The organism is Streptomyces sp. NPDC045695 (genome assembly GCF_056432025.1).
The window spans coordinates 162,752-189,175 of record NZ_JBWKJU010000006.1; the positions used below are offsets into that span (position 1 = coordinate 162,752).

Below are 26,424 nucleotides of genomic sequence, written 5' to 3' on the forward strand. Positions count from 1 at the left end.
CTACTGTTCACTGCGCCGGACGGCCGAGCAGGCCAGCCGTACCGGTCCCGCGCAGGAGCCGCCGCACCAGGGGCGAGGTGACGCTCACGACGCGCAGGACCGTGCCCCGTTCTCCCGCACGACGGCGGGCCTCCAGCAGCACACCGAGTCCGTAGCAGTCGCAGAACTCGACCGCGCTGAAGTCGAGCTCCACCACTCGGGCACCGTCCGACAACGCCTCGTCGAGGATCACGCGCAGCCGCGGCGCGCTCAGGATGTCGAGCTCCCCCGACACGGCGACCTTGAGGTACCCGTCGGCGCGCTGCCTGGTCTCGGCCGCGAGAGGCGGCGTTTCGGGCATCACGGCGGACCTCGCTTTCTCGACCGGCCTTTCTCCACCGGCCGACGTGGACGGCGGGGGAGCGAGGGGAGGGCGGCCCCGGCGGAGGCCGCCCGTCCTCCGCGTTCCCACCGCCCGTCCGTCAGGCGTCGATCTCCTTGTGCGAGCCTTCTCCGGCCCTGATCTCGATCTTCCGGGGCTTCGCCTGCTCGGCGACCGGAAGGGTCAGCCGCAGCACGCCGGCCTCGTAGGAGGCCTCGATGCGGTCGGTGTCCAGCGTCTCGCCGAGGAACAGCTGGCGGCTGAAGGTGCCGGAGGGGCGCTCCGCGATCAGCACGTCGCTGTCGTCGCCGGAGGCGGTGGTCCGCCGCTCCGCCTTGACGTTGAGGACGTTCTGGTCGACGTCCAGGTCGATGGACTCGGGGTCGACACCGGGCAGGTCCAGCTCGACGACGAAGGAGTCGCCCTCGCGGAAGGCGTCCAGGGGCAAGGCCGCCGACCGGGTGGCGCTCCCCAGGACCTGCTGGGTCAGCCGGTCCAGTTCACGGAAGGGATCGGTTCGCATGAGCATCGTCGTTCACTCCTCTCCTTTGTGTCCCACATGCACATGGCCACACCACCTATATAGCGCGCGGCAGAAAACTTGACAAGAGCCGACTCAAGGTGGGGGACGCCCCTTGCCGGGTGAGGGGACGAGGCCCCCTAAAGGGCTTGCTCAGCGCGAGGACCGCCTTTGCAGAAAGATCACTCGATGGTGCATCGGGCCGTGCATCGGGCCTGCTCGGCGCAGCTCAAGCGGCCAGACTCGAAGGGCGTGGCGCCGAACACCGTGACGCGCTGCTCCGTGCCGACCGGCCCGGAGCCGGGGCGGGCCCTTCCGTGCAGGAGACATGCTGTGGCACACCATGACGGCCGCGAGCCGCGGCTGACCGAGGACGCGGTGGCCCTGGTGGCCGGTCTCGCCGATCTCGCGGTCAGCGGCCTGAGCAGCGCGGTGGGCGGACTGAGCGGCCTGCTGCGCCGCGCCGATCTCGAGGACCTCCTCGTCGACGGCCAGGAGGAGACCAAGGCGCGCGGCCGGCTGTTCCTCGACCGGCACGCGGTCACGCCGCCCGCCCACCTGGAGGTCCTGGCCCGCACCCTCACCGCCCCCACCCCCGCGGAGCGCGTCGGTGACTGAACGGGAAGAGCGCGCCTCGCTCAAGAAGCGCGTCGATCACGTCCTGGACGAGTTCGTCTCCGCGGAAGCACAGGCGCTGGCCGACATCGACGCCTCTCTGGCCCCGGTCGCAGACCAACTCCATGCCGCGACCGCGCACGGCAAGCGGCTGAGGGCGGCGTTCTGCTACTGGGGCTGGCGCGGGGTCGGCCAGCCGGACAGCGAGGCGTTGGTACGAGCCGCAGGCGCCATCGAGCTGGTCCACGCGGCCGCCGTCGTCCACGACGACCTGATCGACCACAGCCGCACCCGTCACGGCCGCCCGACGGGGCACATCGCCCTGCGCGAGGCCCTCCCCGATCACGCGCGGCCGAAGGCCGGCGCCCGGGCGCTGGCCATGCTCGTGGGTGATCTGCTGATGTCCATGGCCGGCCAGCTGTTCACCTCCTCGGGCCTGCCCGGCGCCTTCCTGAACCGGGCCCGGCCCGTGTGGACGCTCCTGGCCCGCGAACTCGTGGCCGGTGAGTGCCTGGAGGTCATGCGCACCGGCTGCGCACCGGACCCCGACGCATCGGTGAAGGTGATCCGCTACAAGACCGCCAAATACACGGTCGAACACCCCTTGCAGATCGGCGGCCTGCTCGCCGGCGCCCCACCGCGGCTGATCCGGGCGTACAGCGACTACGGCCTGCCGCTCGGCGAGGCGTTCCAGCTGCGCGACGACCTGCTCGGCCTGTTCGGCGATCCGGAGCAGACCGGCAAGGACCCGGCCGACGACCTGGCCGGGAACAGGCCCACCGCCCTGATGGCCCACGCACTCGCCTCCGCCACCCCGGCGGAACACGCGGAGCTGCACCACCTGCTCGGGCAGGCGAACCTCGGCGAACGGCAGGTGGAACGGGTGCGGGAGATCGCCCACCGCACCGGGGCCGTCGCCCGCGTCGAAGACATGATCACCGCTCGGCTGCGGGAAGCACACGACGCCCTGGCCGACGCCGACCTGACCACCGAAGCACGCAGCGCCCTGGTGGACCTGGCGACCCTCTCGGCCACCCGCACGCACTGACCGCCCCACCCCCACCCGGAGCACCCGAGCATCCGATGACCGGAGTTTCACGATGACCTACACCCGGGCGTCCATGGACGCCCTGCGCACCACAGGGGACGAACTCGCCGACGCGACCGTGGCGACCTTGTTCGAACGCGGCGAGGTGGGCACGTTCAACACGCTCATGCGCTACTTCTCCACCGTCGGGCAGGACCTCCCCGAGGGCCTGCCGGAGGTCGCCCGCGCGTACCTCCACGAGACCAGTGCGCCGCCGGCGTGGGTGGACTGGGGGGAGATGGAGAAGGCCCGGCTGTTCTTCATCGACAACAACGTGCACATCGCCACCGCGCTGTCGTTCGCCTCGATGCCCGCCTGCTACGTCCTGCCGCACGTGGCCAAGCTGCTGTCGGCCACCCACTCGCTGAAGTACCCCTCGAAGCGGATGGCCGAGACCGGCCAGTTCACCGTCTACCTCATGCAGCCCAACGCGTTCGAGGCGGGCAGCCGGTTCATCCCCGCCGCCCAGAAGGTCCGGCTGCTGCACGCCTCCATCCGCCACCACCTCAAGCGCGAGGGCCGCTGGGACACCGCCGCCCTGGGCACGCCGATCTGTCAGGAGGACCTGATCGGGGGGCAGATGATGTTCTCCATCCAGGTCCTCGACGCCCTGCACCGCCTCGGCATCCACATGAGCACCGAAGGGGCCGAGTCCTACTACTACGCCTGGAGGGTGGTCGGCGCCATCCTCGGCGTCGACCAGGACCATGCCCCCGCGGACCTGCGCGCGGCCCGCGCCTTCTCCGACCTCTACATGACCCGCCACATGGGCCCCAGCGAGGAGGGCGCCCAGCTCACCCGCCAGCTCATCGACCTCTACGAGGAGGTCGTGCCCGGCACCTTCTTCGACCCGATCGTCTCCGCCCTGATCCGCTACCTGATCGGCGACACCTGCGCCGACTGGCTCCAGGTCCCCCGCACCACCTGGGACACCGTCGTCAAGGCCGCCCCCACCCTGCTGGGCGTACTGGAAACGATCGAGGACCGCTCACCGCTGGCGGGCTGGGCCCTGGACCGGCTCGGACACCTGACCAGCCTCTTCGAACTGTCCGCCCTCACCCGCGGCCGCGTCATGCACTACGCCATCCCCGAACAGCTCAAGCGATTTCGGAGTCAGAGGCACCATCCCGCCCAAGAGCCGCTGGACCCCGCCGCCCGCCACCGTCCGCTAGGGGCGTGCTGGACTTGCAAAGTCATGCATCCCGGCCTCCCCGGCATCTCCCACTTGCGGTGGCGTGGGTCCGCGAAACCCTGGAAGGGAGCGCAGCGGGCAGCCGGGGGACGAGCCCGGTCGAGAGCACGGTCGCCGTCGCGCACCGGCAGTCATCCCGAGAGGGCGTGAGGATCATGGGCACGACGCAGTCGCGGCCGCCCACTGGGCACACCGATCTGGGGCGGCGCATCGCCGCCCGGCGCGAGGAGCTGGGTCTCACCCGGGAACAGGTGGGCAAGCGCTGTGGGGCGGACGCCTCGTACATCGCCTACATGGAGGAGCACGCCGCGTCCCCGGCGATCGGCTCCCTCCTGCGACTCGCCGACGCGCTGGGCACGACGGTCGCGGAACTGACCGGCGCGACGACCGAGCTCCCGCCCGGCAGAACCACGGCCCTGCACGACGTCCAACTGATCACGCTGAGCGACGAGGAATGCCTGCGCCTGCTGTCCACTCACGGCATCGGCAGGATCGCCCTCGTCACCCCGCAGGGTCCGGCGATCTTCCCCGTGAACTACGTGATGGCGGGCCGGGACATCGCCTTCCGGACCCTCGGTGACGCCGTGCTCGCCCGGGCCGACGGGACGGAGGTGGCCTTCGAGGTCGACCACATCGACGATGTCACCAGACTCGGCTGGAGCGTCCTGGCCGTGGGCGAGGCGGAAGGCGTCATCGACCCGGAGGAACTCGTGCGTCTGGACGCCCTCGCGCGCTCGCTCCCCTGGGCGGGCGGGCCCCGCACGCACTGGATGAGGGTCAGGCCGGCCCGGGTCACCGGGCGCCGCTTGGTGGAGCGCTGAGACAGGGACCCTCGGCCCCGACGCGGGTCCCGCGTGGCCCCCCGCGAGCCGGGGCCCGGCATGTCAGGGTGAGAGGCGACCGGCGAGGGTCCTGGCCGAGGAGGCGTCATGGAAGGCACCGTCAGCGGATCCGGTCTCGGTTCCGTCATCGTCGGAGTCGACGGCTCGCAGTCCGCCCGTCAGGCGGCGCTGTGGGCTGCGGCCGAGGCCGTTCGCCGGGAGCGCCCCCTGCACATCGTCTACGCGGCGGACACCGACGGCCGGGCCCTCTACCTATCGGCCCCCACCGTCGAGCGCATCCACCGGGCCGGCCGGGCGCTGCTCGACGACACCGCCGCCGCGCTCGCACAGCGGCATCCGGACCTGAGCGTCACCACGGAGCTCAGCCGCGGAGCGCCCGTACCCAGCCTGCACCGGTGCGCCGGCCGGCGCGGCACGATCGTGGTGGGGAACCGGGGCCTGGGCGGCTTCAACTCCCTCATGCTCGGCTCCGTCGGACTGAAGACCGTCATGGGTGCCCAGACGCCCGTCGTCGTGGTCAGAGGCGTAGAAGACGGGGATGAGACCGGTGTCGTGCTCGCCGCGGTCCGCGATGAGCACGACCTCGCGGTCGCCCGCCACGCGGCGCGCGAAGCCGCGGTCCGGGGGGCTTCGCTGCGGATGCTGCACGTGTGGCACGTCCTGCAGTCGGTGGGCAGCGTCGTGAGCATGCTCGACGACGTGGAGGAGATCGCCGGTGAGCACGCACGGCGCCTGAACGCCGTGGCCGACCGGATCCGCGAGGAGTTCCCCGCCCTGAGCGTGCGGGCGGACGCGGAGAAGAGCGTGTCCGTGGCCGGTGTCCTCGTCGAGGCCTCTCGCGACGCGGACCTGCTGGTGATGGGCGGCCGGCGCTCGTCCGCCGCCGTGGGGCCCACCCTCGGGCGGGCGACGCACAGCCTCCTGCACCACTCCCACTGCCCCGTGGAGCTCCTCCCGCGCAACGCCGGGACGTCCGAAAGCGCGTCCTGACCGCGTCATCAGGCGGTGGCCGCACCCTGCGCGGCGCGCTCAGAGGGAGGTGCCGCTGCCGTACGGCGCGTACAGGTCCAGCAGCCGGACCCGCGCGGCGTGCAGCCGCTGGGCGAGCACCTGCGCGACCCAACGCCCGATCGAGGCGCCGAAAGCGGGATCGGCCTCCATCAGCGCCAGCACGACCGCCGCGTCGAACTCGTGCGTGCGCACCGGTGTCGTCGCCTCCGCGCCCAGCCGCCACCGGTGCGGCGCCAGCATCCAGGAGCAGCCGACCAGCTCGCCGGGCCCCAGACTCTCGATCACGGCGGCCTTCCTGCCGGGTACGTGGACGTCGAGGGCGACGACGCCCGTCCGTACGATCCAGAACCGATCCGCGTGGCCGCCTTCGTTGAAGAGCCGGGCCCCGTCGGGGAAGTCGACCTCCCGGGCCGTGCTCATCAGCTTGGTCCGGTAGGCGGCGGGCAGTGCGGCGGCGATCCGGGTGGGGGACGGTGTGGTCATGGCAGCCTCCTCGTGCCGGTCCGCTTCCAGTATCCGAGGCCGCCGCGCATCCGGCTCGGCCGACGGCCGCCCCGTACGGCGCGGGCTGCGGCGCGCGCAAGGAGTCGTGCGGGAGCCTGGGGAGGTGTGACGGAGGAGGGTGCCTGATGGAGTGGCTGGTGTCGGCCGCGGGAGCGGCCCTGGTCCTGCTCATCCTGCGGGACGTGTTCCACACGCTGTGGCATCCCACCCGCCACGGCGGCTTGAGCCGCCTGGTCATGACGGCGCTCTGGCGGGTCTCCACCGTCTTCACCTCCCGGCGCGGGGCTTCCGGTCTCGCCGGCCCGCTCGGCATGGTGTCGGTCGTCGCGCTGTGGGCCGTGACGGTGGTGGCGGGCTGGGCGCTGATCTACTGGCCCCACGTGCCCGGCGCCTTCGTCTACGCGGGCGGGCTGCGCCCCGCCGAGCACGGGAGCCTGCTGGACGCCGTGTACATCTCGCTGGTCCACGCTTCCACACTCGGCCTCGGCGACATCGCCCCGGCCGGAGGGTGGCTGCGCGTCCTCGCCCCGCTGGAGGCCCTGGTCGGTTTCGCGCTCCTGACCGCGACGGTCTCCTGGATCCTCGGCGTCTATCCGGCCCTGGCCCGGCGCCGGGCGCTGGCGCTCCGCCTCTCCCACCTGCGCCGTACGCATCCTTCGCGGGAGCAAGTCGACTCCCCGGCGGGGGCCGCCGTGCTCGACGGCCTGGCCGCGCAGTTCTCGGTCGTCGCCGTCGACTTCCTCCAGTACGCCGAGTCCTACTACTTCCACGACGTCGACGACCGGACCTCGCTCGCCCACCAGATCGACTACGCCCTGGACATCGCCGATCAGGCCGCCGGCGCCCGCCACCCCGACGCCCGGCTCGGCGCCGCCGTGCTGCGCACCGCGCTCGAAGACCTCGCCGACATCCTGGACCAGCGGTTCCTGCACACCGACGGCCCGCTCCGCCGCGTCCTGGACGCCTTCACGCGCGACCACGGCCGCCGGGCGGGCACCTAGGCGCTGTCGTCAAAGTCCCGCCTGGCCCGCGGTGTCCGGCACCGCACCTCGCCGCGTTGTCGGGGCGCCCGAGTACGTCCCGTACCCGGGCGCCCCTCCGCCTTGCGATGCACGGCACCGGACACCGCGGGCCTGACCGGCGCCACTTTGACGACAGCGCCTTGGCCGTCTAGCCCGCCGGTCAGTAGGGCCACGACCAGTCGGTGACCTCTGGGAGGTCGGTGCCGTGGCGCGGGTCAGCTGATCCGCGGGCTGCGGCGCTCCAGCAGGACCACGTCGCGCCACACGCCGTGGTGGCGGCCGATGCGCTCGCGGGTGCCGATGATCCGGAAGCCGGCCCGCTGGTGGAGGGCGAGGCTGGCGCCGTTCTCGGGGAAGACGCCGGACTGGATCGTCCAGATCCCCGCGGCCTCCGTCGAGCCGATGAGGGCCGTCAGCAGGGCGGAGGCGACGCCCCGGCCACGGGCCGCGGGGTGGACGTAGACCGAGTGCTCGACCACGCCCGCGTACGCGCACCGGTCCGAGACCGCGCTCGCCGCGACCCAGCCCAGGACCTCGCCGTCCTCGCCCAGGGCGACGAAGCGGTGCTGCGGCAGCCTGCCCGCGTCGAACACCTCCCAGGTGGGGGCGGTGGTCTCGAAGGTGGCCTGGCCCTCGTCGATCCCCGCCTGGTAGATCGCCAGGACCTCATCCGCGTGCGCTTGCGCCAGCGGCGCGACGGTGACGCTCACGCGGCGGCCGCTCGGGTGAGCAGTTGTCCCATGGCGGCGAGCACCGACGGCTCGACCCGGTAGTACACCCAGGTACCGCGCCGTTCGCAGGACAGCAGCCCGGCCTCGCGCAGCTTCTTCAGGTGGTGGGAGACCGTCGGCTGGGAGACGCCCACGTCGGAGATGTCGCACACGCACGCCTCGCCGCCCTCGTGCGAGGCGACCAGCGAGAACAGCCGCAGGCGCACCGGATCGCCCAGCGCCTTGAACATGACGGCGGTCCGCTCGGCCTCCTCGGCCGTCAGCGGGCGCTCCGACAGGGGCGGGCAGCACGCCGCCCCGGCCTGTGGCTCCAGCAGCGGCAACACCTTCGTAGTCATGGCCCCATCATCCGCAAAAATTCGATGGATGTCTATGTTGACGAACGTCGATGCAAGGTCCACTCTGAAGGCGTCAGGACATCGACAGACGTCGAATCAACGTCAATCAGCGTCCCATCAACCGGGGAGCCCACCGTGACCGCATCCACCGAAACCCTGCCCGTCGTCGTGATCGGCGCCGGCCCCATCGGCCTCGCCGCGGCTGCCCGTCTCATCGAGCGGGACATCGAACCGCTGGTCCTGGAGGCCGGACCGGCCGCCGCGTCCGCGGTGCGCGACTGGTCGCACGTACGGCTCTTCTCCACCTGGTCCGAGGTCGTCGACCCGGAGGCCGAAAAGCTCCTCGCCCCCACCGGATGGGTGAGGCCGGACGGCTCCACCTACCCGTCGGGCGGCGAATGGGCCGAGCTCTACCTCCAGCCCCTGGCCGACGTCCTCGGCGACCGCGTCCGCTACGACGCGACCGTCACCGGCGTCTCGCGCAGCGGCCGGGACCGCATCGTCGACGCCGACCGCGAGGACCAGCCCTTCGTCGTCCACCTCACCGGCCCCGGCGGCGAGGAGAGGATCTTCGCCCGCGCCGTCATCGACGCCTCGGGAACGTGGGCCACCCCCGGCCCGGCCGGCGGCAGCGGCCTGCCCGCACTGGGCGAGAAGAGCGCGGCCGACCACGTCACCTACCGCGTCCCCGACCTCAAGGACCCCGCCGTCCGCACCCGCTACGCGGGCAAGCGCACCGCCGTCATCGGCTCCGGCGCCTCCGCCTTCACCGCGCTGGCCTACCTCGCCGACCTCGCCGCGCACGCAGAGGACGGCGCCGGGACGCACGCGACCTGGATCCTGCGGCGCGGCATCAGCGGCTCCACCTTCGGCGGCGGCGCCGCCGACCAGCTGCCCGCCCGCGGCGCCCTCGGCCTCGCCGCCAAGGCCGCGGTCGACGGCGGCTACGCCGACGCGGTCACCGGCTTCCGCACCGACGCCGTCGAGAGGACCGCGGACGGCCGCCTGGTCCTCGTCGGCGAGGACGGCCGCCGCCTGGACCCCGTCGACGAGGTCATCGTCCTGACCGGCTTCCGCCCCGACCTCACCTTCCTGGACGAGCTCCGCCTGGGCCTGGACGAGCGCCTCCAGGCCCCGGTCGAGCTCGCCCCGCTGATCGACCCCAACCAGCACTCCTGCGGCACCGTCTACCCGCACGGCGCCGGCGAGCTCTCCCATCCGGAGAAGGACCTCTACCTCGTCGGCACGAAGTCCTACGGCCGCGCCCCCACCTTCCTCGCCATGACCGGCTACGAGCAGGTCCGCTCCATCGCCGCCCACCTCGCGGGCGACCACGAGGCCGCCGCACGCGTCGAGCTCACGCTCCCCGAGACCGGAGTCTGCGGTGGCGCCGGCCTCTTCGACCAGCCCCAGGCCGCCGAGGAGACCGGTGGCGGCTGCTGCGCCGCCCCGGCCACCCTCACCATCGGAGCCCCCGCCTCCGTCTCCGGCGGCTGCTGACCGCCGTGCCCCGCACCCCGGCCGACGAGGCCGCGACCGGAACGGGGGTCCGGTCGCGGCCGCGCGCCGCCCTGCCCGCCCTGTGCGCCACCCAGATCACCAGCTGGGGCATCGTCTACTACGCCTTCCCCGTCCTGGCCCCCCGGATCACCGCCGACACCGGCTGGTCCCCGGCCGCCACCACCGCGGCCTTCTCCGGAGCCCTGCTCGTCTCGGCCCTCGCGGGCATCCCCCTGGGCCGCGTCCTGGACCGGCGCGGGCCGCGCGCCGTCATGACGGCCGGCTCGGTCCTGGCGGCGCTGGCGCTCGTGACCATCGCCTGCGCGCCGGACCTCGCCGTCTTCACCGCGGGGTGGCTGCTCGCGGGCGTGGCCATGGCCGCGACGTTCTACCGCCCCGCGTTCGCGGCCCTCACCCGCTGGTGGGGCGATGACCGGGTCCGGGCACTGACCGTCGTGACCCTGGCCGGGGGACTGGCCTCCACGGTCTTCGCGCCCCTGACCGCGGTCCTCGCCGAACACGTCACCTGGCGCGCCACCTACCTCGTCCTGGCGGGCGTCCTCGCCGTCGTGACCATCCCCGCCCACGCACTGGCCCTGCGGGCGCCCTGGCCGCCCGCCGCGGCGCCCGACCTCGCACCGGGCCCCGCCCCGGGGCCGGCGGTGGAGCGCAGCCGCCCCTTCCTCCTCCTCGCCGCGGCCCTGACCCTGTCCGGCTTCGCCATGTACGCCGTCGTCATGGGCCTGGTGCCGCTCCTCATCGCGCGCGGAGCCACCCCCACCGAAGCGGCCTGGATCCTCGGGCTCGGAGGCGTCGGACAGACCCTCGGGCGCCTGCTCTACGCCACCCTCGCCCGCCGGACCGGCCCCACCGCGCGCACCGTGGCCCTGATCGCCGCCGGAGGCGTCAGCACGGCGGCCCTCGCCCTGATCCCGGGCCCGCTCCCGCTCCTGGCCCTGGTCGCGATCACCGCCGGAACGGTACGCGGCAACCTGACGCTGCTCCAGGCCACCGCCGTGACCGACCGCTGGGGCGTCGCCCAGTACGGACGCCTCTCCGGGCTCCTCACCGCGCCCGCGTCCCTCGCCGCGGCCCTCGCCCCCTTCGCGGGGGCCGCGCTGGCGGGCGTGCTCGGCCACTCGCGGCTGTTCCTCGTCCTCGCCGCTCTGTCGCTGGCCGCGGCGGCCCTCTCCCTGGGCACGACGCCGCTCCTCGCGGCGGGGCGCGCACCGGCCCGCAGGCGGCGGCCGTGGGGCCGGGAAGGCGGGGCCGGGAAACTGGTCAGCCCCGCTAAGCGGGGCTGCGACTGACACCTGCCCGGTTTCGGACGTCCCACACCTGTGCCGGGCGGACGCACGGGAGCGCACGGCGCGGACGCTCGTTTTCGCCGGACGCCACGGGGCAAGCGGTGCGGCATGGACCAGTCGAAGGCACCAGTACTCGATGCGTTGGCCGCCTACCACGAGAGCGGCCAGACCCCCTTCACGCCCCCGGGGCACAAACAGGGCCGGGGCGCCGACCGGCGGGTGCGGGCCGTGCTCGGCGACGCGGTGTTCCGGTCCGACCTCCTCGCCACCAGCGGCCTGGACGACCGCACGTCCTCCCACGGGATCGTGGAGGAGGCGCAGGCCCTGATGGCCGAGGCGGTCGGAGCCGAGCACGCGTTCTTCTCCACCTGCGGCAGTTCCCTCTCGGTCAAGTCGGCGATGCTGTCCGTCGCCGGCCCCCACGAGAAACTGCTGGTCGGGCGCGACGCCCACAAATCCGTGGTGTCGGGCCTGATCCTCTCGGGCATCCGCCCCGTCTGGGTGGATCCTCAGTGGGACGCCGAACGCCACCTCGCCCACCCGCCGTCCGCCGCGGCCTTCGAGGCGGCGTTCGCCGAGCACCCCGACGCCCGCGGGGCGCTGGTGACCACGCCCACCCCCTACGGCACCTGCTCGGACCTCGCCGCCATCGCCGAGGTCTGCCACCGGCGGGACAGGCCCCTGATCGTCGACGAGGCCTGGGGCGCGCACCTGCCCTTCCATCCCGGCCTTCCCACCTGGGCCATGGACGCCGGGGCCGACGTGTGCGTCACCTCGGTCCACAAGATGGGGTCCGGCCTGGAGCAGAGCTCCGTCTTCCACCTCCAGGGCGATCTGGTCGACCCCGACGTGCTCAGGAGCCGCGAGGACCTGCTGGGCACCACCAGCCCCTCCGTGCTCGTGTACGCGGCGCTGGACGGCTGGCGGCGGCAGATGGTCGAACACGGCAAGGCCCTTTACGACCACGCGCTCGGCCTCGCCGAGCGGACCCGCGCCCGCGTGGCCCGCATCGACGGCATGCGGGTGCACGGCCGCGAGGACTTCTGCGGACCGGGCAAGGCGCAGGACATGGACCCCCTCCAGCTCGTCATCGACCTCAGCGCCACACAGGTCAGCGGTTACCGGGCCGCCGACTGGCTACGGCGCAACCACCGGATCAACCTCCACGTCTCCGACCACCGCCGCATCAGCGCACAGCTCACCCACGCCGACGACAGCGACACGGCCGGGGCCCTGGTGGCCGCCCTGACCGACCTGGCCGCCCATGCCGGGGAGCTCCGCACGGCGCGCCCCGTGGACGTCCCGCCGCCGTCGAAGCTCCGGCTGGAGCAGGCGGTGCTGCCCCGCGACGCCTTCTTCGGCCCCACGGAGCAGGTGCTCTGGGAGAGGGCGGACGGCCGCATCGCGGCCGAGATGCTCACCCCCTACCCGCCGGGCATTCCGGCGGCGGTGCCCGGCGAGCGCCTCACCGCGGACGTCCTGCGCTACCTGCGTACGGGGGTGGAGGCCGGCATGGTCGTACCGGACGCGGTCGACACGGAGGTCACGAGCGTCCGGGTGCTGCGCGAGGAGTGAGCGCCGCCTGCGGCGTGCGCCTGCGCCGACGGAAGGCCCGACCGCGGAGGGCGGTCGGGCCTTTCGGGTCAGTGGGGGTCAGAGCGGGTCAGCCGGGCCGGCGGTCCGTCCGCCGTCCGGATCAGAGTTCTCCGGGGTCCCGCCGCTCCAGCGGGTGCAGGGCCGGCCCTTGCAGGATCTCGCCGTCGATGCCGAAGCGCGAGCCGTGGCAGGGGCACTCCCACGTCCGTTCGGCGTTGTTGAAGGCGACGAGGCACCCGAGGTGCGTGCAGACGGCGGACACGGCGTGCAGTTCGCCCTGATCGTCGCGGTGCACGGCGCACGGTCCACCACCGGCCCGGACCACGGTCCCCTCACCCGGACGCAGGCTTGCGACGGGCCCGTTGGTGCCCTCGCCGAGCGTGTCCAGGCGGTCCTTGACGAAACGCTTCCCCACGTCCCACTGCGCCTTCAGGAACTCCGGCGCGGAGCGCAGAGCGGGGCCGAGGCGGCCGGGGTCGTAGAGACCTCCCCAGGGCTCGGGTTCCCCGTTGACGAGGGAGGCGATGACCGTTCCGGCCAGGACCCCGCCCGTCATGCCCCAGCCGGCGAAGCCGGTGGCGACGTAGACGTTCTCGCCGTCCGTGGGGAGCCGGCCGATGAGGGGCAGCTTGTCCGTGGCGCTGTTGTCCTGTGCCGCCCACCGGTGGGTGAGCGTGAAGCCGGGGAAGTGCTGCTCCGCCCAGGCCTGCAGGCGGTCGTAGCCGGCCTCGGTGTCACCCCCGGAGCCGGGGGTGAACATCTCTCCGGTGACGATCAGGAGCCGTTCGCCGTCCGCGAGCGGCGCCGTGCGGACGGACCGCTTGCCGCCCTCCTCGGTGATGTACATGCCCTCGGGATCCCGGTCAGCGGGCATCGAGCCGGCGATCACCAGGTCGCGGTGCTGGGTGAGCCGGGTGGCCAGCAGGGCGTGGTCGAACACGGGGTGGTGGGTGGCCACGACGACGTGCCGGGCGGACACGGTGGCCCCGGAGGCGGTGGTGAGCCGGCACGGGTCACCGTCGACGAGCTCGGTGACCCGGGTGCCCTCGTGGATCCGGCCGCCGAGCGCGACGATGTCCTCGACGAGCCCGCGCAGGTACTTGAGCGGATGGAACTGGGCCTGGTCCTCCACCCGCACGGCGCCCGCGATGGGGAAGGGCAGCCCGCTCGCGGTGACGAACGAAGCGCCGAGACCGGCAGCGCGGGCCGCCTCGGCTTCGGCGCGCAGCGCCTCGACGCCCTCGGGCTGCTCGCAGTACGTGAGGGCCGGGCGCACCTCCAGCTCGCAGTCGACGCCGAGCTCCCCGGCCACATCGATGACGCGCCGCAGCGCGGTGCTCTGGGACGCCGCGTACCGGCCTGCGGCGTCCTCTCCGTGCTTGGACCGCAGCGTGTCGTACGCGGCGGTGTGCAGCGCGGTGACCTTTCCCGTCGTGTGGCCGGTGACACCTCCCGCGAGCCGGTCCGCTTCCAGCACGACGACCCTCAGCCCGGCGCGGGCGAGTTCCCACGCCGTGCTGAGGCCGACGATGCCGCCGCCGATGACCGCCGCGTCCGCCTCCGCGTCGCCCGCGAGGGGTGCGAAGGACGGAAAGGGGGCCGTCCGCATCCAGTAGGAGCGTCCGCTGTCCAGTAGTCGGTTCATAACCGGCGACTGCCCAGGCGAACCCGCCTGATGCACCGCCGCTCCACCTCGCGGGCGCCCGGCCGGACCCTGCGGATCAAGAGGAGAGGGCTTCGAGGAGGTCGCCGACCTGCGGGTCGGGCAGCGCACGGGCGACATCGGCCTGGGCGACGATGCCCACGAGGCTGTGGCCGTCGATGACCGGCAGACGGCGCACCTGGTGCTGCGTCATGGTCCGCAGGATCTCCTGTGCGTCGTCGTCGGCTCCGATGGTGACGGCTTCCCCTTGTGCCAGTTCCCCGGCCTTGGTCTGCGCGGGGTCCTTCCCCGCGGCGAGGACCTTCACCACGATGTCCCGGTCGGTGAGCATGCCCTTGAGCTTGTTGTCCTCACCGCAGATCGGCAGCGCGCCCACTCCCAGATCGGCCATCTTCTTCGCTGCTTCCAGCACGGTCTCCTGAGCACCGATACAGGTGGCGTCCGGAGTCATGATGTCGCGTGCGGTCGTCATGATGTCTCTCCTCACGTCGCGTGGGGGCAGTGGATTTGTTCCGTGGTGCGCCTGCCCCACCTGGCGGCCCGTACGCAAGCGGGGCGGGGTCGCGTTGTCCTCTTTCGGGGGTGACGCGTCACAGCGCGCGCCAGGTGAGGTCCCCCACGATGGGGGTAGCGGTACGGGAGACGCCGTCGGTAGGCGAGACTGGGCGTGGCCACCGCGGAACGGACCGCGGGGCCGGCCTGCCGTGGACCGGGTCCCTCGGACCCGGGGCGTGGCATGCTCGACCTATGGAGGGCGAATACGTGCTTCCCGATGCCGGTGTCGGGGCGACACCCGAGGTGCTGGCGTTGGCCAAGGTCGTGACCAGGCTGCGTGCCGAGGTGGCGGACCTTGAGGCCCTGGCCTCGGTGACGGCCGTCGTGGAGCGCGCCAAGGGCGCTCTGATGGCCCAGGAGGGCGTGACGCCGGACGTCGCCTACCAGCTGCTGCTCGAAAGGGCCGCGCCGCACCGGCGGACCCTCCTGGAGGAGTGCTGGATCACCCTGAGCCGGACCGGCGCGGCCCCCGTGCCGCCGCAGGCCGCCGTGGCGGCCGCGCCCGCCGCGGATCCGGAGCCCGACACCTCGCCCTTCCACGCGAGCCACTACGTCTCCGACGGCGCCACGACGTCCGGGCACCGGACCCCTCTCGCCCGGCTCGCCCAGGGACTGGCCAGCACCAGCAGCCGTACCCCGGACGACATCGCGGAGCTGCTGCGGGCCGCGCTGGGCGACTCGGAGGGCGTGGACGCGGTGATGATCTATTCCGTGGCCGCTGCCGGAAGCCTGGAGCTGGTCGGTCACGCCGGCATCGGCGACGCGATGGCCGAGCAGTGGAGCCACATCCCTCCGCTCAGCGGTGTCGCCGCCCTGGAGGCCATCGCGGACCAGGAAGCGGTGTGGCTCGAAGACCCGGAGCGGGACGCGGTGCGGTACCTGCTGATCGGCGATCCGCCCGAGCGGTGGCCGTCGCGTGCCTGGATCCTCGTACCCGGCAACCGGCCGATGACGATGGTCGTCGGATTCTTCCGGACCCGGCCCGGTCCTTTCGACCACGGTACGCGCACCCTGTTCAGACGGGCCGTCAGGCTGTGCGCAGAGCCCCTGAGGGAGGACCGCGGTCCTCGCGGGGCCGACACCCTCCAGCAGGACGTCGGCGCCATCCAGGCGATCTTCGACGCGCTCTCGGGACCGGCGGCCCTGCTGACCCCGCTGCGGTCGCACACGGGCGAGGTGGAGGACTACCGGATCGACGCGGCGGCGCCGCAGTCCGTCGACGTGGCCGGGCGGCGCGGCAAGGAGCTGGTCGGCCGGCGGATCCTGGAGACCTACCCCACCGTGGCGGGCACCGCCCTGTGGGACGGGTACCTGGAGACCCTGGCCACCGGACTGGTCTACGAGGGCGAGCCCTTCACCTACGAGGAGGTGGCCGCCGGAGTCCCGCAGCAGTCCGTGTACTCGGTCCGGGTGTCCAGGCTGGGGGACCGGCTGGTCGTGACCTGGCTCCGCCACGACACCAGCGAGCGCGAGACCCGTAGGCTCGCCGAACTGCAGCGCCTGGGCAACCTCGGCTGGGCCGGCTGGAACCTGGTGACGGACACCATCACCTGGTCCGACCAGGTCTACGCCGTCTTCGACCGCGATCCCGCGCTGGGCCCGATGCGGCTGGAGGAACTGCCCGAGCACCTGGTGGCGGACGACCTGCCGAGGCTGGGGGCGGCCGTCCAGCGGCTGCTGCGTGACGGCGAGGCCATCGACCAGTACTTCCGCATCACCTGCGCGAACGGCGTGCGGCACCTGCGCATCGTCGCGGAGGCGCAGCGCGACGCGGACGGCAGGCCGGTGGAGGTGCACGGCTTCTTCCAGGACCTGACGGCGCAGCGGGCCGCCGAACTGGCCCTGCGGGAGAGCGAGCGCGCCAATCTCGTCCAGCGCGGCATGCTGAAGGCCGAACGGGCGCTCGCCGCCCGGCTCCAGGACACCCTGCTGCCGATCCCGGAGCAGTCGCTGGAGCTGGCCGGTCTGCGCGTGGACGTGGCCTACCTCCCCGCCGACAGCGGGCTCAACGTCGGGGGCGACTGGTACTCCGCGATCGAACTCCCGGACGAGAGCGCGCTGTTCGTCGTCGGCGATGTCGCCGGACACGGTCTGGCGGCCGTGGGAACCATGGCTCAGCTGCGGTTCACCACGAAGGGCATGACCATCACGGGATCGCCCCTCTCCGAGGTCCTGGGCCGGCTCAACACCCTGCTGCTGCACACCGCTTCGGACACCTACAGTGCCACCGCCACCATGGTCATGGGGCGCTACCAGCCCTGGGACCACCGACTGACCTGGGTGCGGGCGGGCCACCTGCCGCCGCTGCTGATCCGGGGCGGCGAGGCGAGGTTCCTCGCGCAGCCCGAGGGCAGCCTCCTCGGCGCCGCGTTCGACTCCCGGTACCGGCAGGAGGTGACCGACCTGCTGCCCGGGGACAACCTGCTCTTCTATACGGACGGTCTCGTGGAGGAGCCGGGAGAGGACATAGGGACCGGCCTCGCCCGCCTCGCCGAGACGGCACTGCGTCTCGTCCAGGAAGGCCGAAGCGGCACGCTCGCCAAGACCCTGGCCGCCCTGCGCTCGGGGAACCGTGACGACATCTGCGTACTGGAGATCCACGTACCCGACGCACCGTGACGCACCACGGACCGTGACGAGCCCCTCGCCTGTTACCCGACAGTAAGGAATGATGGGCCAGGACCCTCCACACGGCCGGATGACGAGGTAGCGGTGACGACTTCCGAAGAACGGGCCCCGGTGCACGCCTTCCGGGACGACGCCCTGGGAGAGCACGACGCCGTCGGTCTCGCGGCGGCGCTGCGCCGGGGCGAGGTGGGCGCCGCCGAGGTCGCCCGGGACGCGGCGCAGCGGGTCCGGGAGGTCGAGGCCCGGCTCCACGCCGTCCAGACGCACAGCGACGTACCGGCCCGCCCCACCGCGAACGGCGACGCCTTCGCCGGGAGCGGCGTCTTCGCCGGGGTGCCGACCTTCGTCAAGGACAACACCGACTACCTGGGACTGCCCACCGGCCACGGCAGCGCGAGCTTCACCCCGAGGGCCGCGCGGCGGCACGCGCCGTTCGCCCGGCAGTTCCTGAGCAGCGGCGTCACGGTGCTGGGCAAGACCCGGCTGCCCGAGTTCGGCTTCAGTCCGACCACGGAGTACGAGGGCGGCGAGCCGGTGCGCAACCCGTGGCACACGGGATACTCGGCGGGTGGCTCCTCCGGGGGCAGCGCGGCGCTCGTCGCCGCCGGAGCCGTGCCGATCGCGCACGCCAACGACGGGGGCGGCTCGATCCGGATCCCCGCCGCCTGCTGCGGACTCGTCGGTCTCAAGCCGACGCGCGGCCGGGTGGTGGCGAACGCCCAGAGCCGTCAACTGCCACTGGACATCGTCTCCGACGGCATCGTGAGCCGCTCCGTCCGCGACACCGCCGCGTTCCTCGCCGCCGCCGAGGCGTACTGGCGCAACCCGAAGCTGCCGCCCCTGGGCCTGGTCGAAGGCCCCTCGGCGCGGCGGTTGCGCATCGGGTTCCTGCTGGACTCCCCGAACGGTGTCCGCTGTGACGCCGCCACCCGGGCGGCCGTCACGGGGACGGTGGCCACGCTCGAACGGCTCGGGCACGTCGTGGAGCCGGTCGAGTTGGCCATCGACCCCTCCTTCACCGACGACTTCCTCGCGTACTGGGGGATGCTGTCGTTCCTCCTCGGCCTCACGGGCCGCACCCTCGGCCCGGACTTCGACCGGCGCCGCATGGACGGCCTCAGCCGCGGGCTGCGCGAGACGTACCTGACGAACTGGCAGCACACCGCGGGCGTGCTGCGCAGGCTCAAGCGCACGAAGGAGACGTACGCGGCGGCGTTCCGCGGGCTCGACCTCCTGCTGTCGCCCGTGCTCGCCCACACGACACCGCCGATCGGACACCTCAGCCCGGCCGTTCCCTACCCGGCGCTGATCGAGCGGATCCTGGCGTACGTGGCGTTCACACCGGTCAACAACGTCGTGGGCACGCCGTCGATCTCGGTGCCCGCCGCGAGCGCGACGGACGACGGACTGCCCATCGGCGTCATGTTCTCCGGCCGCCCGGGCAGTGAACGCACCCTGCTGGAGGTGGCGTTCGCCCTGGAGGCGGACCGCCCCTTCCGGCGCATCCAGGACCTGTGACGACGACGTCAGCACCCCCGTCCCCGGTCGGCCGCGGGCGGGCCGACCGGGGACGCCGGGCTCAGGCGAGGTCGAACCTGTCGAGGTCCATCACCTTGCTCCACGCCGCCACGAAATCGCGTACGAACTTCTCTCCCGCGTCCGCGGACCCGTAGACCTCCGAGACGGCCCGCAGCTGGGAGTCCGAACCGAAGACGAGGTCCACGGCGGTGGCCGTCCACTTCACCTGGCCCGTGGCCCGATCCCGTCCTTCGAACACGTTCTCAGTCGACGCGGACGCCTTCCACTCCGTGCCCATGTCGAGCAGGTTCACGAAGAAGTCATTGGTCAGGGTCTCCGGCCGGTCGGTGAACACACCGTGCGGGGACCGCCCGACATTGGTGTTCAGGGCCCGCATGCCGCCGGTCAGAACCGTCATCTCGGGCGCCGTCAGCGTCAACAGGTTGGCACGGTCGAGCATGAGCGTCTCGGGCGACAGCTTCTCCCCCGACCGGAGGTAGTTGCGGAAACCGTCCGCCCTCGGTTCGAGTACGGCGAACGACTCCACGTCCGTCTGCTCCTGCGACGCGTCCGTGCGCCCCGGAGCGAACGGGACCGTGATGGCGTGCCCCGCGTTGCGCGCCGCCTGCTCGACCGCCGCGCAGCCGCCCAGGACGATCAGATCGGCGAGCGAAACCCGCACGCCGTCGCTCCGGGAGCCGTTGAAGTCCTGCCGGATCCGGTCGAGCGTCTGGACCACCTCGGCCACCTCGGGCGAGGCGTTGACCTCCCAGTCCTTCTGCGGCGCGAGCCGGATCCGCGCCCCGTTGGCCCCGCCCCGCTTGTCGGTGCCGCGGAAGCTCGCCGCCGCAGCCCAAGCGGTCGCGGCCAGCTGGGATACGGACAGCCCCGAGCCCAGGATCCGGGCCTTGAGGTCCGCGATCTCCGCCTCCCCGACCAGCTCGTGATCGACCGCGGGGACGGGGTCCTGCCACAGCTGCGGCTCCGGGATCCACGGGCCGAGGTAGCGCGCGAGGGGCCCCATGTCACGGTGCAACAGCTTGTACCACGCCTTGGCGAACGCCTCCGCGAGCCTGTCCGGGTTCTCGTGGTAGCTCTTCGAGATCGGCCCGTAGACCGGATCCAGCTTCAGCGCCAGGTCCGTGGTCAGCATCATCGGAGCGTGCCGCTTCGACGGATCGTGCGCGTCGGGCACCGTGTCCTGGGCCGAGGGGTCCGTGGGGGTCCACTGGTGCGCGCCGGCCGGGCTCGTCGTCAACGTCCAGTCGTACCTGAACAGGTTGTCCAGGTACCCGTTGTCCCACCTGACGGGCTGCGAGGTCCAGGCACCCTCCAGCCCACTGGTGAGGGCGTCGGGACCCTTGCCGCTGCCGTACGAGTTCATCCAGCCGAGACCCTGCTGCTCGACCGGGCAGGCCTCGGGTTCCGGCCCGATGTACTCGGGGCCGACCGCGCCGTGGCACTTGCCGAAGGTGTGGCCGCCGACGATGAGCGCGACGGTCTCCTCGTCGTTCATCGCCATGCGGGCGAACGTCTCGCGAACGTCCCTGGCGGCGGCGAGGGGATCCGGGTTTCCGTTCGGCCCCTGCGGATTGACGTAAATGAGCCCCATCTGCACGGCTCCGAAAGGACCGGTGAGTTCCCTGTCGCCGCTGTAGCGTTCGTCTCCGAGCCATGTGTCCTCGGGGCCCCAGAAGATTTCCTCGGGCTCCCAGATGTCCTGCCGCCCGAATCCGAACCCGAACGTCTTGAATCCCATCGACTCCAGGGCGCAGTTGCCGGCGAAGACGAGAAGGTCGGCCCATGAGATCTTCCGGCCGTACTTCTGCTTGACCGGCCAGAGCAAACGGCGCGCCTTGTCGAGGCTCGCATTGTCCGGCCAGCTGTTGAGAGGAGCGAAACGCTGAGCGCCGGAGCCGCCACCGCCGCGCCCGTCGGCGATCCGGTACGTTCCCGCGGCGTGCCAGCTCATCCGGATGAACAGCGGCCCGTAGTGCCCGTAGTCGGCGGGCCACCAGTCCTGCGACCTGGTCATCACCTCGAAGACGTCCTGCTTCAGCGCGTCGACGTCCAGCGTCGCGAACTCTTCCGCGTAGTTGAAGTCCTCACCCATCGGGTTGGAGCGGGGCGAGTGCTGGTGGAGGACTTGGAGGTCCAGCTGGTTGGGCCACCAGTCCCGGTTCGTCTTGGGGCGCGCCGGCGCGGGGGCCGGGGCGGGAATGACTGGGTTCTCGCTTTCGCTGCCGGACACGTCCGTCCCTCTTCCTGTCGTGGCAATTCCATCTGCTGGCTGTTTGCTCTTGGCGCTGTCCGCTTTCCGCTTCGGGCATTTGCGACCGCGCCCGGCGTCCGTATGGTCGCGCACCGCGGACCACACCGCTACGGGAACACGCAGAACACCCCCCGCATGGCAAGGAGCCAAAGTCCTGCGTTCGTGGCACCCTGGCCATGAAATGGAGGCGAGTCGCCATGACGGAAAGCGCGAGTCCATACATCTCCGGGGCGCGGGTGACGGTGCTCGGAGTGCAACCTGGTGACCCGCCGTTTCGCATCGTGGAAATCGACGGTGATGTCGTCAGCACGGCGACGTCCATGACGGACGTGATCCTGGTCGCGGCCGCATCCGGCATCACGATCCACGACCTGGACGACCCGGGCGAGGTGCGCTGGGTCGGCGGTGGGAAGTTCCACTGGAGAACGCACTGAGGTGGCGGGCGCCACCCCTACCTCGGCCCGCTGCGGCCCCGACGGCACGCCATCAGCAGCAGGCCGGTCGCGGTGGGCACCCACAGAGCGGCGAAGAGCCAGAGCGCGGCCGGTGAGGCCGTCGCCGCGGCTCGCACGAAGAGCACCGCGCAGACGAGGGCGAGGAGCGACGTGCACAGGCCCAAACGGTGGGCGCGGGCGCTGCCGCGGGACCCGCTCCACGGTCTGAGTCCACGGTGCATGGTGCGCAGCCTGCGGTCGAGCCGTGCGTCGGCCCGCAGGTCGCCCTCGATGCCGTTGAGGATGGTGCGCTCCTGTGCGGAGAGCTCGGGGCCGTCCATGGCAGGTCCTCACGATTGTGCGGCGTGCGCGGGGCACGCTCCGGGCTGCGCGGTGCGTCTACCCGCTCCGGGGCCCTTCACACGGCGGCCCTGCGGGCCGGCCGCCGTGTGAACGGCGGGTTAGGCGCCGGTCAGAGTTCGTCGTCGAGCGCCTGCTCGTCGCCGCCGCCCTCGCCGCGCTTCTCTTCCTCACGACGCTGCCTGAGCTCCTCGGGGCTCTTGCCCCGGGCGCCCTCCCGGCCCCGCGCGGGGGCAGCGGGGTCCTGGCCCGGACGGTGCATCCGCTCCTGCTCCTCGCGGCCCTTGCCCGGTTCCTGGTGCTTCTCCTGCATGTCGACTCCTCTGGGGTGGTGGGGAGGTTTTCCTCCCTCACCACGCTGACACCCTCCGTGATGCCGCGCATCATTTGTGTGACCGCCGCAGAGGCCGCCTCGAAGCCCACCGCGTAGAGCGGCTCGGGGTGCGGTCGGCGGGCGCGCCCCCGACGATGGGGGCGTACTCATCCGCTGCAACCGTCAGGAGCCCGCCCATGCTGGAACGCACCCTGCGCAAGGACCGGACCGAGGTCACCTTCATCCTTCCCGCCGACACCCCGCCGGGTCCGGTCAGCGTGGTGGGTGACTTCAACGACTGGCAGCCCGGCGTCCACACCCTCAGGTCCCGCAAGGACGGCAAGCGCGCCGTCACGGTGGAGCTGCCGAGTGAGAGCACCCACTCCTTCCGCTACCTGGCCGCCGGGGACTACTGGTTCAACGACGAGAGCGCCGGTGACCGGGACGGCCCCAACAGCCGCCTGCACACCTGAAGGCTCTGCCCGTCAGAAGATGTGCTGGCCCGGCGTGAGGATGCCGTCGGGGTCGTAACGGCGCCGGGCGGCCCTGAACTCGTCCCAGAAGCGGCCGAAGTGACGCACCCAGTCGGCTCGGGAGAGGGGCACCGACCCGATCGGGTACCAGTGGCCACCGGCGTCGACCGTGGCGTCGTACTGCGCGCGGTTCGCGGCGACCATCTCCTCGGGGGAGTCCGCCCCGGGGGAAGCCGTTTTGAGGAGGGAGAAGAGATAGGCGAGTTCCTCGTCCGGCATGACCGGAAGCGGGGTCGTGCACTTCTCGGTGAGGACGGGGTACAGCAGGATGACCGCACTCGCGCCGAGGGCCCGGGCCTTGAGGCTCGCGAGCGTCGTGGTGACGACGGCGTCGACCGAGGAGGCGGGGAGCAGGCTGTCGTACCAGGGGTGGGGCCGCTTCCACTCGCCGATGGACTTCAGCGTCTCCACCAGCGGGGCGATCCGGTCGAGGAACTCGAAGTAGGGCAGGTCCTGGGCCTGGACCGCGAGGTGTTCCAGGTCGCCCGTGAGCCGGGCGTCGTCGGCGCGTGTCGCGTCGTAGGCAGCGGCCTCGATCACGTAGGTCCAGCCCTCGCCGGAAGGCGACTGGACCTGGCCGACGAGGTAGTCGAAGCGTCCCTCGCCGATCAGCTCGGCCTGCTGCGCGGTGAGCGCCGCGACGCTCGGGCAGGTCAGCGTGTAGAGCCGTACGGAGCGGGGCGCGCGGACCAGGGGGATCGTGGCGCGGGTGATGAGCCCGGACTGTCCCAGACCGCCGAGGACGGCCCGGAACAGGTCGGGGCGCACGGTGGGTGAACAGGTCGTCAGCTCGCCTTCGCCGGTGACGACCTGGAGTTCGAGGACGTTGTCGGCCTGTGTGCCGTAGCGGCCGATCTGCCCGCCCAGACCTCCGGCCGACAGCGTCCCGCCTATGGACAGCTCCAGGTAGTCGGTGAAGACGGGCGGGGTGAGGCCCACGGGCAGGGTGGCCCGGACCAGGGCGCTCCACAGTGCGCCGCTCTGGACGATCGCGGTGTCGTCGTGGATCTCGACGGAGTTCAGGGTGCTGAGGTCGATGACGAGCCCGGAGGGCACCTGGGCCTGCCCGTGGGTGGAGTGCCCCTGGCCCCGCCCGGCCACGTGCAGGCCGCGCTCCCGGCAGTAGCGGACCATCGTGGCGACGTCCTCGGCCGACCCGGGCTTGAGGACCGCCGCGGGCCGCTCGTGGACGAGGCCGCCGAAGTCGGTGGACGCCGCGTCGAGAGCGGCCTCGTCCCGGCACAGTTCTCCGTCCAGTGGCGGGACCGCGTCGAAGGCCCCGGCGGCAGGGTGGTGGGGAAACGTCACGCTCGCTCCAGTCGGCTCGGGTACGAAGGAGCGCCCCGCAGGGCGCACGGCCGCTGCGGGACGGGCCCGCTTCCCGCTCAGTGTGGTCGTCACCCCGTCAGAAGGTCCACCGGAACGGCCTTTGCGCTGAGAGCCGAGATCCGGAGGTCAGGCCGGGGCGAGGATGCCCTCCGGTGCCTCGTCGAGGACGAAGCCGTTGTCGAGACGCACGCGTACCGTCACGCGGGGCCTTCGCCCCTGGTACGCGACCCAAGCGGGCTCCAGCGCGAGGACCTGCTCCGCGAGCTGCTGGCGGCTGCCCGGGGGCATCTGGTGGCCGAAGTCGTCCAGGAGCGACTTGAGCCGCACGTACTCGCGGACCTCCTGGCTCTGCTGCTGATACGGCGCGTTCACCCGCTCGACGGTGCCCTCGGTGCCCGATGCCAGGGACAGGGACAGGGGCGGGGATCCGGGCACGGCGTCGGCCGCCGCCCCGCCGTCCGTCCCGCTGTCCGCCCCGCCGTCCCAAGCCGGAGCGAGCGACCCGTCCAGTCTGAGGTCCGCCGCCAGCTTCACCCGCTGGCCTTCTTCGAGTGTCATCGATCCTTCGTCTCTCCGGTCGGCCGGGCCATGGCCGTGCACGCGCACGGCGGCACCCGGGGTCGGTCCCATTATCCGGCGGTCCCCTTCGTCCGTTCGCGCGTCCCGGTGCTCCGTCCGGGCTGTCCGCCCGCGCGTACGGAACGGGCGCGGGAGTCGGCGGCCCTCGCGCGTGGTCGGCTGGGCACGGTGGGCCGCATCCCCTGCCGGCCGGCCGTACCCCTGACAGAGGAGTCCTTCGATGTCTCGTCGGCATGTCCCGGCCGTCATCGGCCTGGTGGCGGGCGCACTCGTGGCCGTCCCCGCCCCGGCCGCCCACGCCGCCACGGTGCACGTGCGCTGTTCCGTCCCGGATCTCGTCGCGGCGATCAACACCGCGAACCGTTCACCGGGCCCCGCCACGCTCCGGCTGGCGCGTTCCTGCACGTACGCACTGACGGCGCCCGACCCGCTGCACCCCGGCAACGGGCTGCCGGTGATCTCCAGTGAGATCAGGATCGAGGGGCGCGGGGCCACGATCAGGCGGGACGGGGGCGAGAGCGCGGCGGCGAGGTTCCGGATCCTCTTCGTCGGCCCGACGGGCAACCTCACGCTCACCCGCACGACGATCAGCGGCGGCTTCGCGACGGACTGCCCCGCCTTTCCCGACCTGCGGGGACTGGCCTGCGGAGGCGGCATCTCCAACGCCGGAAGGATGACGGTGAGCCGCAGCAAGTTCACCGGCAACACCGCCGGGTCGCGGGTCTTCGCCCAGGGCGGCGCCATCGACAACCCCGGCACCGGAAAAGTGAGCGAGACCGAGATCACCGGCAACCACGTCGTCTACAGCGGCAGCGAAACCGGCGGCGGAGCCGCGGGCGCCGCCATCGCCAACGACGGTCCGCTGACGGTGACGCGCTCCCGGCTGACGGGGAACACCGCGACGGTGAAGGAGAACACGAAGAGCTTCGCCTTCGGGGCCGGCATCATCAGCTTCGCCGCGACCACCGTCAAGGACACGGTCATCAGCAAGAACCGGTCCTTCGCCCGGGGCGGCTTCGCACGGGGAGCCGTCTCCAACAGCATTCCGCGGCCCGGCAGGATGACGGTGACCGGCGGCGCCATCACCGACAACATCTCCGACGCTCCGCGCGGCTTCGCCCAGGGCGGGGGCATCGCGAACAACGCCCTGATGACCGTGAGCAAGGTGGAGATCAGCCGCAACCGGGCGGTCGCCAAGGGCGGCACCGCGCGCGGTGGGGGCGTACGCGTCGGCCCCTTCGGCGTCCTCGACCTGATGGACAGCCAGATCACCGGCAACGCCGCCGCCGCACCGAACGGGACGGCCCAGGGCGGCGGTCTCGACAACCCCGACGGCGGCACCCTGACGGCCAGGCGCAACAAGGTCGTCCACAACACGGTCACCGCGCGGGGCGGCACCGCGCAGGGCGGCGGCCTCTACCACGCCGGGGGTCCCTCGGGAGGGGGCACCACCACCCTGGAGGGGAACACCATCGCCCACAACCGGGCGGGCGACGGCGGCGGCATCTTCAAGACGTCCGGCGTCCTCACCCTGAACGGCGACGTCGTCCGCGACCACCGGCCCGACAACTGCGCTCCGGCCGGCGCCGTCCCGGGGTGCACCGGCTGACGCCG

At 72.4% G+C, this 26,424-nt stretch carries 25 protein-coding genes and 1 pseudogene; 14 read left to right on the forward strand and 12 right to left on the reverse strand.

What is annotated here, in order from left to right:
* Positions 1–7 precede the first annotated feature (7 nt).
* A complete protein-coding gene (locus AC07DU_RS13450) occupies positions 8–340 on the reverse strand; it encodes an STAS domain-containing protein (protein ID WP_479111350.1) in 333 nt (110 codons plus the stop codon).
* A 121-nt stretch (positions 341–461) separates the two neighbouring features.
* Positions 462–890, reverse strand: a complete 429-nt coding sequence (locus tag AC07DU_RS13455; RefSeq protein WP_479033525.1) for an Hsp20/alpha crystallin family protein — start codon at positions 888–890, stop codon at positions 462–464.
* A gap of 324 nt (positions 891–1,214) precedes the next feature.
* On the opposite strand from AC07DU_RS13455, the gene AC07DU_RS13460 reads away from it, so the two are divergent.
* From AC07DU_RS13460 to AC07DU_RS13480, 5 genes and pseudogenes are all read left to right on the forward strand, one after another.
* Complete coding sequence (locus tag AC07DU_RS13460) at positions 1,215–1,499, forward strand: polyprenyl synthetase (RefSeq protein ID WP_479111352.1); 285 nt, start codon at positions 1,215–1,217, stop codon at positions 1,497–1,499.
* Positions 1,492–2,544, forward strand: coding sequence for a polyprenyl synthetase family protein (locus AC07DU_RS13465; RefSeq protein ID WP_479111354.1), 1,053 nt, complete (start codon positions 1,492–1,494; stop codon positions 2,542–2,544). Before AC07DU_RS13460 ends, AC07DU_RS13465 begins: the two co-directional genes overlap by 8 nt.
* Before the next feature lie 52 nt (positions 2,545–2,596).
* Positions 2,597–3,755: pseudogene (locus tag AC07DU_RS13470) on the forward strand (oxygenase MpaB family protein).
* A gap of 175 nt (positions 3,756–3,930) precedes the next feature.
* Positions 3,931–4,596 (forward strand): helix-turn-helix domain-containing protein, encoded by a 666-nt coding sequence (locus AC07DU_RS13475; protein ID WP_360904163.1) that lies wholly within the window; start codon positions 3,931–3,933, stop codon positions 4,594–4,596.
* Positions 4,597–4,704: 108 nt separating this feature from the next.
* The gene (locus AC07DU_RS13480) at positions 4,705–5,607 is read left to right on the forward strand and encodes a universal stress protein (RefSeq protein WP_479111356.1); all 903 of its coding nucleotides are present in this window, start codon (positions 4,705–4,707) and stop codon (positions 5,605–5,607) included.
* 39 nt (positions 5,608–5,646) lie between these two features.
* Here AC07DU_RS13480 and AC07DU_RS13485 read toward each other — a convergent pair whose 3' ends face one another.
* Entirely contained in the window at positions 5,647–6,111 is a 465-nt protein-coding gene (locus tag AC07DU_RS13485; protein ID WP_360904169.1) for a Crp/Fnr family transcriptional regulator, read from the reverse strand.
* Positions 6,112–6,257: 146 nt separating this feature from the next.
* Here AC07DU_RS13485 and AC07DU_RS13490 point away from each other — a divergent pair, with 146 nt between their 5' ends.
* Positions 6,258–7,133 carry a potassium channel family protein gene (locus tag AC07DU_RS13490; protein WP_479033542.1) on the forward strand — a complete coding sequence of 292 codons (876 nt, stop codon included), beginning with the start codon at positions 6,258–6,260 and terminating at the stop codon, positions 7,131–7,133.
* Between the two features lie 236 nt (positions 7,134–7,369).
* Here AC07DU_RS13490 and AC07DU_RS13495 read toward each other — a convergent pair whose 3' ends face one another.
* Both AC07DU_RS13495 and AC07DU_RS13500 read right to left on the reverse strand, forming a co-directional pair.
* Entirely contained in the window at positions 7,370–7,864 is a 495-nt protein-coding gene (locus tag AC07DU_RS13495) for an N-acetyltransferase family protein (protein WP_479033545.1), read from the reverse strand.
* Positions 7,861–8,223: an ArsR/SmtB family transcription factor gene (locus tag AC07DU_RS13500; RefSeq protein WP_360904178.1), complete on the reverse strand. Its 363-nt coding sequence runs from the start codon at positions 8,221–8,223 to the stop codon at positions 7,861–7,863. The genes AC07DU_RS13495 and AC07DU_RS13500 overlap by 4 nt, the downstream gene beginning before the upstream one ends.
* A 135-nt stretch (positions 8,224–8,358) precedes the next feature.
* On the opposite strand from AC07DU_RS13500, the gene AC07DU_RS13505 reads away from it, so the two are divergent.
* The 3 genes from AC07DU_RS13505 to AC07DU_RS13515 all read left to right on the forward strand — a co-directional run bounded on the left by AC07DU_RS13505 (position 8,359) and on the right by AC07DU_RS13515 (position 12,605).
* Entirely contained in the window at positions 8,359–9,723 is a 1,365-nt protein-coding gene (locus AC07DU_RS13505) for an NAD(P)-binding domain-containing protein (RefSeq protein ID WP_479111359.1), read from the forward strand.
* Positions 9,720–11,033, forward strand: a complete 1,314-nt coding sequence (locus tag AC07DU_RS13510; RefSeq protein ID WP_479111608.1) for an MFS transporter — start codon at positions 9,720–9,722, stop codon at positions 11,031–11,033. Before AC07DU_RS13505 ends, AC07DU_RS13510 begins: the two co-directional genes overlap by 4 nt.
* A 105-nt stretch (positions 11,034–11,138) precedes the next feature.
* Complete coding sequence (locus tag AC07DU_RS13515; protein ID WP_479111361.1) at positions 11,139–12,605, forward strand: aminotransferase class I/II-fold pyridoxal phosphate-dependent enzyme; 1,467 nt, start codon at positions 11,139–11,141, stop codon at positions 12,603–12,605.
* A gap of 121 nt (positions 12,606–12,726) precedes the next feature.
* On the opposite strand, the gene AC07DU_RS13520 is transcribed toward AC07DU_RS13515, so the two are convergent.
* Positions 12,727–14,271: an FAD-dependent oxidoreductase gene (locus AC07DU_RS13520; RefSeq protein WP_479111364.1), complete on the reverse strand. Its 1,545-nt coding sequence runs from the start codon at positions 14,269–14,271 to the stop codon at positions 12,727–12,729.
* Positions 14,272–14,347: 76 nt separating this feature from the next.
* The gene (locus tag AC07DU_RS13525; RefSeq protein WP_479033558.1) at positions 14,348–14,761 is read right to left on the reverse strand and encodes a CBS domain-containing protein; all 414 of its coding nucleotides are present in this window, start codon (positions 14,759–14,761) and stop codon (positions 14,348–14,350) included.
* Between the two features lie 275 nt (positions 14,762–15,036).
* On the opposite strand from AC07DU_RS13525, the gene AC07DU_RS13530 reads away from it, so the two are divergent.
* Positions 15,037–17,463, forward strand: a complete 2,427-nt coding sequence (locus AC07DU_RS13530; RefSeq protein WP_479111366.1) for a SpoIIE family protein phosphatase — start codon at positions 15,037–15,039, stop codon at positions 17,461–17,463.
* A gap of 93 nt (positions 17,464–17,556) precedes the next feature.
* Positions 17,557–18,990, forward strand: coding sequence for an amidase (locus tag AC07DU_RS13535; RefSeq protein WP_479033564.1), 1,434 nt, complete (start codon positions 17,557–17,559; stop codon positions 18,988–18,990).
* A gap of 61 nt (positions 18,991–19,051) precedes the next feature.
* On the opposite strand, the gene katG is transcribed toward AC07DU_RS13535, so the two are convergent.
* Positions 19,052–21,241: a catalase/peroxidase HPI gene (katG, locus tag AC07DU_RS13540; RefSeq protein WP_479111368.1), complete on the reverse strand. Its 2,190-nt coding sequence runs from the start codon at positions 21,239–21,241 to the stop codon at positions 19,052–19,054.
* Positions 21,242–21,459: 218 nt separating this feature from the next.
* Here katG and AC07DU_RS13545 point away from each other — a divergent pair, with 218 nt between their 5' ends.
* Entirely contained in the window at positions 21,460–21,696 is a 237-nt protein-coding gene (locus AC07DU_RS13545) for a hypothetical protein (RefSeq protein WP_360903647.1), read from the forward strand.
* Positions 21,697–21,713: 17 nt separating this feature from the next.
* Here the strand turns inward: AC07DU_RS13545 and AC07DU_RS13550 are convergent, their stop codons facing one another.
* A complete protein-coding gene (locus tag AC07DU_RS13550) occupies positions 21,714–22,037 on the reverse strand; it encodes a hypothetical protein (protein ID WP_360903644.1) in 324 nt (107 codons plus the stop codon).
* Between the two features lie 131 nt (positions 22,038–22,168).
* A complete protein-coding gene (locus AC07DU_RS13555) occupies positions 22,169–22,369 on the reverse strand; it encodes a hypothetical protein (RefSeq protein WP_479033570.1) in 201 nt (66 codons plus the stop codon).
* Positions 22,370–22,566: 197 nt separating this feature from the next.
* On the opposite strand from AC07DU_RS13555, the gene AC07DU_RS13560 reads away from it, so the two are divergent.
* Complete coding sequence (locus AC07DU_RS13560) at positions 22,567–22,842, forward strand: isoamylase early set domain-containing protein (protein ID WP_360903638.1); 276 nt, start codon at positions 22,567–22,569, stop codon at positions 22,840–22,842.
* Between the two features lie 12 nt (positions 22,843–22,854).
* On the opposite strand, the gene AC07DU_RS13565 is transcribed toward AC07DU_RS13560, so the two are convergent.
* The gene (locus AC07DU_RS13565) at positions 22,855–24,210 is read right to left on the reverse strand and encodes an FAD-binding protein (protein ID WP_479111370.1); all 1,356 of its coding nucleotides are present in this window, start codon (positions 24,208–24,210) and stop codon (positions 22,855–22,857) included.
* A 147-nt stretch (positions 24,211–24,357) separates the two neighbouring features.
* On the reverse strand, positions 24,358–24,789 hold the full coding sequence (locus AC07DU_RS13570; protein ID WP_479111372.1) for a hypothetical protein: 432 nt from the start codon (positions 24,787–24,789) through the stop codon (positions 24,358–24,360).
* Positions 24,790–25,030: 241 nt separating this feature from the next.
* Between AC07DU_RS13570 and AC07DU_RS13575 the strand changes: the two genes are divergently transcribed.
* Entirely contained in the window at positions 25,031–26,419 is a 1,389-nt protein-coding gene (locus AC07DU_RS13575) for a hypothetical protein (RefSeq protein ID WP_479111374.1), read from the forward strand.
* Positions 26,420–26,424 lie beyond the last annotated feature (5 nt).

Bases quoted from the DNA above. Each gene is read 5' to 3' on its own strand.
- AC07DU_RS13450 (WP_479111350.1), bottom strand. From the start codon at position 340: ATGCCCGAAACGCCGCCTCTCGCGGCCGAGACCAGGCAGCGCGCCGAC.
- AC07DU_RS13520 (WP_479111364.1), bottom strand. From the start codon at position 14,271: ATGAACCGACTACTGGACAGCGGACGCTCCTACTGGATGCGGACGGCC.
- AC07DU_RS13490 (WP_479033542.1), top strand. From the start codon at position 6,258: ATGGAGTGGCTGGTGTCGGCCGCGGGAGCGGCCCTGGTCCTGCTCATC.
- AC07DU_RS13545 (WP_360903647.1), top strand. From the start codon at position 21,460: ATGACGGAAAGCGCGAGTCCATACATCTCCGGGGCGCGGGTGACGGTG.
- AC07DU_RS13455 (WP_479033525.1), bottom strand. From the start codon at position 890: ATGCTCATGCGAACCGATCCCTTCCGTGAACTGGACCGGCTGACCCAG.
- AC07DU_RS13530 (WP_479111366.1), top strand. From the start codon at position 15,037: ATGGAGGGCGAATACGTGCTTCCCGATGCCGGTGTCGGGGCGACACCC.
- AC07DU_RS13555 (WP_479033570.1), bottom strand. From the start codon at position 22,369: ATGCAGGAGAAGCACCAGGAACCGGGCAAGGGCCGCGAGGAGCAGGAG.
- AC07DU_RS13480 (WP_479111356.1), top strand. From the start codon at position 4,705: ATGGAAGGCACCGTCAGCGGATCCGGTCTCGGTTCCGTCATCGTCGGA.
- AC07DU_RS13560 (WP_360903638.1), top strand. From the start codon at position 22,567: ATGCTGGAACGCACCCTGCGCAAGGACCGGACCGAGGTCACCTTCATC.
- AC07DU_RS13475 (WP_360904163.1), top strand. From the start codon at position 3,931: ATGGGCACGACGCAGTCGCGGCCGCCCACTGGGCACACCGATCTGGGG.
- AC07DU_RS13550 (WP_360903644.1), bottom strand. From the start codon at position 22,037: ATGGACGGCCCCGAGCTCTCCGCACAGGAGCGCACCATCCTCAACGGC.
- AC07DU_RS13525 (WP_479033558.1), bottom strand. From the start codon at position 14,761: ATGACGACCGCACGCGACATCATGACTCCGGACGCCACCTGTATCGGT.
- AC07DU_RS13575 (WP_479111374.1), top strand. From the start codon at position 25,031: ATGTCTCGTCGGCATGTCCCGGCCGTCATCGGCCTGGTGGCGGGCGCA.
- AC07DU_RS13570 (WP_479111372.1), bottom strand. From the start codon at position 24,789: ATGACACTCGAAGAAGGCCAGCGGGTGAAGCTGGCGGCGGACCTCAGA.
- AC07DU_RS13515 (WP_479111361.1), top strand. From the start codon at position 11,139: ATGGACCAGTCGAAGGCACCAGTACTCGATGCGTTGGCCGCCTACCAC.
- AC07DU_RS13485 (WP_360904169.1), bottom strand. From the start codon at position 6,111: ATGACCACACCGTCCCCCACCCGGATCGCCGCCGCACTGCCCGCCGCC.
- AC07DU_RS13500 (WP_360904178.1), bottom strand. From the start codon at position 8,223: ATGACTACGAAGGTGTTGCCGCTGCTGGAGCCACAGGCCGGGGCGGCG.